This is a genomic window from Burkholderia sp. LMG 13014 (assembly GCF_905232215.1).
Taxonomy (GTDB): domain Bacteria; phylum Pseudomonadota; class Gammaproteobacteria; order Burkholderiales; family Burkholderiaceae; genus Burkholderia.
In genome coordinates, this window is record NZ_CAJNKE010000473.1 from 1 (window position 1) to 4,617 (window position 4,617).

A 4,617-nucleotide genomic window follows, 5' to 3' on the forward strand; every position below is an offset into this window, starting at 1 on the left:
TCAGAACAAAGCGATGCCGGGCGCAAGCACCGGCACGCCCCCCGGAACGGCGGCCGCTGGGCCTGCCGCTTCCGGCTCTCGCAGCGTTTCACCCAGCGCATCCACCTTGATCCAGATGAGGAGTTTCATGCAGCGCGCCACCAAGATAGTCGCCACGATCGGCCCGGCTTCCAGTTCGCCGGAGATTCTGCTGCAGATGATGCAGGCGGGCCTCGACGTCGTGCGGCTCAATTTTTCGCACGGCACGGCCGACGATCACCGCCAGCGCGCCGAGATGGTGCGCGAGGCCGCCCGCAAGGTCGGCCGCGAGATCGCGATCATGGCCGACCTCCAGGGCCCGAAGATCCGCGTCGGCAAGTTCGAGAACGGCAAGACCACGCTCGAGCCGGGTCAGTCCTTCATTCTCGACGCGGGTTGCGAGCTCGGCAACGACGAGCGCGTCGGCCTCGACTACAAGGAACTGCCGCGCGACCTGCGCACGGGCGACCTGCTGCTGCTGAACGACGGCCTGATCGTGCTGACCGTCGAGCGCGTGCTCGGCGACGAGATCCACACGATCGTCAAGGTGGGCGGCGAGCTGTCGAACAACAAGGGCATCAACCGCCAGGGCGGCGGCCTGTCGGCCCCCGCGTTGACCGCGAAGGACATGGAAGACATCCGCACCGCGATGTCGCTCGGCGCGGACCTGGTGGCCGTGTCGTTCCCGAAGAACGCGACCGACATGGAAATGGCGCGCCAGCTCGCGAACATCGCGGGCGCGCCGTACGGCATCAAGCCGAAGATGATCGCGAAGATCGAGCGCGCGGAAGCGATTCCGGCGCTGCAGAGCATTCTCGACGCATCCGACGGCATCATGGTCGCGCGCGGCGACCTCGCGGTGGAAGTGGGCAACGCGGCCGTGCCGGCGCTGCAGAAGCGCATGATCCGGATGGCGCGCGAGTCGAACAAGCTCGTGATCACCGCGACGCAGATGATGGAATCGATGATCCACGCGCCGGTGCCGACGCGCGCGGAAGTGTCGGACGTCGCGAACGCAGTGCTCGACGGCACCGACGCGGTGATGCTGTCGGCCGAGACGGCCGCCGGCAAGTACCCGGTCGTCACGATCGAGACGATGGCGGCCGTGTGCGTCGAGGCGGAAAAGTCGGAGCACGTCGAGCTGGACAAGGATTTCCTCGACCGCACGTTCACTCGGATCGACCAGTCGATCGCGATGGGCGCGCTGTTCACCGCGTACCACCTGGGTGCGAAGGCAATCGTCGCGCTGACCGAATCGGGCGCGACCGCGCTGTGGATGTCGCGCCACTACACGCACGTGCCGATCTTCGCGCTGACGCCGCGCGTCGGCAGCGAGCGCACGATGGCGCTGTACCGCAACGTGACGCCGCTGCACGTCGACTTCAACAGCGACCGCGATTCGGCGCTGCAGGCGGCGCTCGAGATCGTCGTCAAGCAGGGCTACGTGCAGCACGGCGACATGGTCGTGCTGACCGTCGGCGAGCCGATGGGGCAGGCGGGGGGTACCAACACGCTGAAGATCGTGCGGGTCGGCGAGCACTATTGAGCACCGGCCGGGCAGTTGCCCGGCCCGAAACCGGCGGCCCGAGGTGATCGGGCACCGATTTTTGACGAAAGCCGCGCGGGGTCGCATGCCCCGCGCGGCTTTTTTTCTCTTTTTTGCCCGCTTTGTGCCGTGCGAACGTAACAAATTGCGAGTCGGCGCCACCGGGCGGTCGGAATCGGAGGCGCTTCGCGATAAAATGCGGCTATTCGACGCTCAGCCGCGCCGCGCCACCCCGGGTTCGAACGGGAGCGAGCGCCGCGCCGGCGTCAGGGCGCACCGGTTTTCATTCCAAGGAGTTCCACAATGCCTCTCGTATCAATGCGTCAATTGCTGGACCACGCGGCAGAGCACGGTTACGGCCTGCCGGCCTTCAACGTGAACAACCTGGAGCAGGTCCAGGCGATCATGGCGGCGGCGGACCAGGTCGGCGCACCCGTGATCATGCAGGCATCGGCCGGCGCGCGTAAGTATGCGGGCGAGCCGTTCCTGCGCCACCTGATCGAAGCGGCAGTCGAGTCGTACCCGCACATCCCGGTCGTGATGCACCAGGATCACGGCCAGTCGCCGGCGGTCTGCATGGCTGCGATCCGCAGCGGCTTCACCAGCGTGATGATGGACGGTTCGCTGGAAGCCGACGGCAAGACGGTCGCATCGTACGAGTACAACGTCGACGTGTCGCGCAAGGTCGTCGAGATGGCGCACTCGATCGGCGTGACGGTCGAAGCCGAACTCGGCGTGCTCGGCTCGCTCGAGACGATGAAGGGCGACAAGGAAGACGGCCACGGCGCGGAAGGCACGATGACCCGCGAGCAGTTGCTGACCGATCCGGAGCAGGCCGCCGATTTCGTCAAGCTCACGCAGTGCGATGCACTCGCGATCGCGATCGGTACGTCGCACGGCGCGTACAAGTTCTCGAAGAAGCCGACGGGCGACATCCTGTCGATCGAGCGCATCAAGGAAATCCACGCGCGCATCCCGAACACCCACCTCGTGATGCACGGTTCGTCGTCGGTGCCGCAGGAACTGCTGGCCGAGATCCGCGAATTCGGCGGCGACATGAAGGAAACCTACGGCGTGCCGGTCGAGGAAATCCAGGAAGGCATCAAGCACGGCGTGCGCAAGATCAACATCGACACCGACCTGCGTCTCGCGATCACCGGTGCGATCCGCCGCTACCTGTTCGAGAACCCGGGCAAGTTCGATCCGCGCGACTACCTGAAGCCCGCGCGCGAAGCGGCGAAGCAGGTTTGCGTCGACCGCTACCTCGCGTTCGGCTGCGAAGGCCAGGCCGGCAAGATCAAGCCGGTGTCGCTCGACAAGATCGCCGAGCAGTACAAGTCCGGTGCGCTCGCACAGGTCGTGCGCTAAGACTGTAGTACGATTGCCGCGCCGAAAGGCAACGGCAAGGCTGTCTGGCCGGATCTGATCCGACCCCGCAGCCGTTCCGTCCGGCCGAACGAGGGCCGGCCGGCAACCGCCCGGGCCCAGCCGCCCGGCCGGTTCGCCGACGTATTGCAAGACCGCCGTTCCCGCCTGCCGCGGGGAACGGCGTTTCCCTTTTTGTTTGGCTCCTTATCTGCGAAAAGACGATGTCTACCCTCTACGAATCCACGCTCCGCTCGCTGCCGCTCCTCGGTCGCGGCAAGGTCCGCGATAACTACGCGGTCGGCAATGACAAGCTCCTGATCGTCACGACCGACCGCCTGTCGGCATTCGATGTGGTGATGGGCGAGCCGATTCCGAACAAGGGCCGCGTGCTGAACCAGATGGCGAACTTCTGGTTCGACAAGCTCGCGCACATCGTGCCGAACCACCTGACGGGCGACGCGCCGGAAGCGGTCGTCGCGGCCGACGAAGTCGAGCAGGTGAAGGGCCGCGGCGTGGTCGTCAAGCGCCTCGAGCCGATCATGATCGAAGCGGTCGTGCGCGGCTACCTGGCCGGCAGCGGCTGGAAGGAATACCAGGCGTCGGGCGCCGTGTGCGGCGTGCAGCTGCCGGAAGGCCTGCAGAACGCGCAGAAGCTGCCCGAGCCGATCTTCACGCCGGCCGCGAAGGCCGAGATGGGCGAGCACGACGAGAACATCACGTTCGAGGAAACCGAGCGTCGCATCGGCACCGAGCTGGCCGCGACGATCCGCGACATCTCGATCAAGCTGTACAAGGAAGCGGCCGACTACGCGGCGACGCGCGGCATCATCATCGCCGACACGAAGTTCGAATTCGGCCTCGACAACCACGGCAAGCTGTACCTGATGGACGAAGCGCTGACGGCCGACTCGTCGCGCTTCTGGCCGGCCGACCAGTACCAGGTCGGCACGAACCCGCCGTCGTTCGACAAGCAGTTCGTGCGCGACTGGCTCGAGGCGCAGCCGTGGGGCAAGACGGCACCGGCACCGGCGCTGCCGGCCGACGTCGTCGAGAAGACGGCCGCGAAGTACCAGGAAGCGCTCGAGCGCATCACGGGCCAGGCGCTCGCCTGAGCGGGCTTTGCATGGGACCAGAGTCAGTGCTGAAGCACTGACTCTGGTCGACAGGAACTGAACAAATGAGTGAAATCCAGACTGCCCACACGCACAGCGCGCCGCTCGTCGGCGTGCTGATGGGTTCGAGTTCCGATTGGGACGTGATGAAGCATGCGGTCGCCATCCTGCAGGAATTCGGCGTGCCGTACGAAGCGAAGGTCGTGTCCGCGCACCGGATGCCCGACGAGATGTTCGACTATGCGGAGAAGGCGCGCGAGCGCGGGCTGCGCGCGATCATCGCGGGCGCCGGCGGTGCCGCGCACCTGCCCGGCATGCTGGCCGCGAAGACCACGGTGCCGGTGCTCGGCGTGCCGGTCGCGAGCAAGTACCTGAAGGGTGTCGATTCGCTGCACTCGATCGTGCAGATGCCGAAAGGCGTGCCGGTCGCGACGTTCGCGATCGGCGAGGCCGGCGCCGCGAATGCCGCGCTGTTCGCGGTGTCGATCCTGTCCGGCAACTCGGTCGACTATGCGAACCGGCTCGCCGCGTTCCGCGTGCGCCAGAACGAAGCCGCGCACGCGATGGTGCTGC

5 protein-coding genes are annotated in these 4,617 nt (G+C 66.4%); 4 read left to right on the forward strand and 1 reads right to left on the reverse strand.

Translation table 11 applies throughout. From position 1 onward, the window contains the following. Positions 1-129, reverse strand: a complete 129-nt coding sequence (locus tag JYJ84_RS38300; RefSeq protein WP_021164118.1) for a hypothetical protein — start codon at positions 127-129, stop codon at positions 1-3. Here JYJ84_RS38300 and pyk point away from each other — a divergent pair. The 4 genes from pyk to purE all read left to right on the forward strand — a co-directional run. Then, entirely contained in the window at positions 128-1,564 is a 1,437-nt protein-coding gene (gene pyk, locus JYJ84_RS28955) for a pyruvate kinase (RefSeq protein WP_122946176.1), read from the forward strand. The two genes, JYJ84_RS38300 and pyk, sit on opposite strands and share 2 nt — an antisense overlap. A 303-nt stretch (positions 1,565-1,867) precedes the next feature. Continuing rightward, positions 1,868-2,932, forward strand: coding sequence for a class II fructose-bisphosphate aldolase (fba, locus tag JYJ84_RS28960; RefSeq protein ID WP_031402582.1), 1,065 nt, complete (start codon positions 1,868-1,870; stop codon positions 2,930-2,932). A gap of 221 nt (positions 2,933-3,153) precedes the next feature. After that, a complete protein-coding gene (locus tag JYJ84_RS28965) occupies positions 3,154-4,044 on the forward strand; it encodes a phosphoribosylaminoimidazolesuccinocarboxamide synthase (RefSeq protein ID WP_043190234.1) in 891 nt (296 codons plus the stop codon). 65 nt (positions 4,045-4,109) lie between these two features. Further along, positions 4,110-4,617 (forward strand): 5-(carboxyamino)imidazole ribonucleotide mutase (gene purE, locus JYJ84_RS28970; protein ID WP_205189788.1); only part of this gene is annotated, 508 nt, incomplete at its 3' end.

What these genes read in the sequence shown, in the direction of transcription:
- fba (WP_031402582.1), top strand. Translation starts at nt 1,868, where the DNA reads ATGCCTCTCGTATCAATGCGTCAATTGCTGGACCACGCGGCAGAGCAC.
- JYJ84_RS38300 (WP_021164118.1), bottom strand. Translation starts at nt 129, where the DNA reads ATGAAACTCCTCATCTGGATCAAGGTGGATGCGCTGGGTGAAACGCTG.
- JYJ84_RS28965 (WP_043190234.1), top strand. Translation starts at nt 3,154, where the DNA reads ATGTCTACCCTCTACGAATCCACGCTCCGCTCGCTGCCGCTCCTCGGT.
- pyk (WP_122946176.1), top strand. Translation starts at nt 128, where the DNA reads ATGCAGCGCGCCACCAAGATAGTCGCCACGATCGGCCCGGCTTCCAGT.